The organism is Kineococcus indalonis (assembly GCF_009906395.1).
Lineage (GTDB): Bacteria > Actinomycetota > Actinomycetes > Actinomycetales > Kineococcaceae > Kineococcus > Kineococcus indalonis.
On sequence record NZ_JAAALM010000878.1, the window covers coordinates 1 to 962 of the forward strand.

A 962-nucleotide genomic window follows, 5' to 3' on the forward strand; every position below is an offset into this window, starting at 1 on the left:
GCGCCGTGGGCGTGGCTGCTGCCCGCGCTGGTGGCGCTGGCCACCACCGCGTGGCGCTACGACGCCAAGCCGCTGTGGCGCGACGAGGTCTACACGCTGGTCACCGCCGGGCGCCCCTGGCCGGTGATGCTGCGGGGCCTGCGCGTCACCGACGCCGGCATGGGCCCCTGGTACGCGCTGGTGCACCCCTGGGTGCGCCTCTCCACCGACGAGGCGTGGCTGCGGCTGCCCGGGGCCGCCGCCACGGTGCTCACCGCCGCCCTGGTCGGCCTGACCGCGCGCCGGCTGCTGCGCACCGGCGGGCCCGCCGGTGCGCGCACCGCCGCCGGGGTCGTCGCCGGCACCGCCTTCGCCCTGGCGCCCGTCGTCGTCGACCACAGCCAGGAGGCCCGCCCCTACCCGGTGGTGCTGGCGTGCGTGGCGGCCACCGCCCACGGCGTGCTGCGCGACCGGCAGGAGCCGCGCGGTCGGTGGCTGGCGCTGTGGGTGAGCGGCTCCGCGCTCGCCGCCGCCCTGCACGTGCTCACCGGGGCACCGGCGGTGGCGGCGCTGCTCGCGGTGGCGTTCGCCCTGCCCGGGCGGGCCCGGCGCGCCCGCGTCGCGCTGGGCGCGCTGCCCGCCGCCGCCCTCACCCTGGCCATGCTCGCCGTCGGCTTCGCCCAGGCCCCCGGCCGCATCGACGACGGCTTCCCCCTGCTGCGCCAGACCCTGCGGCTGAGCTCGGCGTACGCCGGCGGCGCGTTCGCGGTGCTGGTGCTGCTCGTGCTGTGCGCGGCCGGCGCGGTGCACCTGCGCCGCGAGCGCGCCCACCTGCTGCTCGTGCTGGCCTGGGCCGTCGCGCCCGTGGCGGCGCTGGTGGCCTCCGCCGCCGGCGGGCAGCTGTTCGCCGCCCGCTACGCCGGCGCCACCGCCCCGGCGCTGGCCGTGCTGGCCGGCGTCGGCGCCGGCGCCCTGGCCCGGCG

1 pseudogene is annotated in these 962 nt (G+C 81.0%); it reads left to right on the forward strand.

The features are described 5' to 3' along the window. Positions 1–962: pseudogene (locus tag GTR00_RS21685) on the forward strand (glycosyltransferase family 39 protein); the annotation flags it as partial.